The sequence below is a fragment of the Robertmurraya sp. DFI.2.37 genome (genome assembly GCF_029211245.1).
GTDB classification, from domain to species: Bacteria; Bacillota; Bacilli; order Bacillales; family Cytobacillaceae; genus Robertmurraya; species Robertmurraya methanolica_A.
Genome location: NZ_JARGEJ010000981.1, coordinates 1 through 255, shown reverse-complemented (window position 1 = coordinate 255; position 255 = coordinate 1). Strand labels below are relative to the sequence as shown.

Annotated in this window: 1 protein-coding gene; it reads right to left on the bottom strand. The window is 39.6% G+C overall.

Annotated elements, in window-relative coordinates:
• Positions 1–57: 57 nt before the first annotated feature.
• Positions 58–255 (bottom strand): ATP-binding protein (locus PZE06_RS29425; protein WP_275792598.1); only part of this gene is annotated, 198 nt, incomplete at its 5' end.

The following is a 255-nucleotide window of genomic DNA, read 5'->3' as shown; positions in this document are numbered from 1 at the left end:
ACGTTTTGAAATTCCCTCTTTTCAACGGTTCTAAATTCCCATTTATCATCGCTAAACTTATACAGGTGTGACACCGGCTTTTTGCTTCTCTCGAAGCCGATAAGAATTCCCTTTTACATTAAAAGTGGTCGCATGGTGGAGAAGGCGATCCAATATGGCTGTGGCTAATACTTCATCCCTAAAGATCTTGCCCCACTCAACAAATGACTTATTAGAGGTAATGATAAGAGCTCCTCTTTGATCATATCTTTTAGA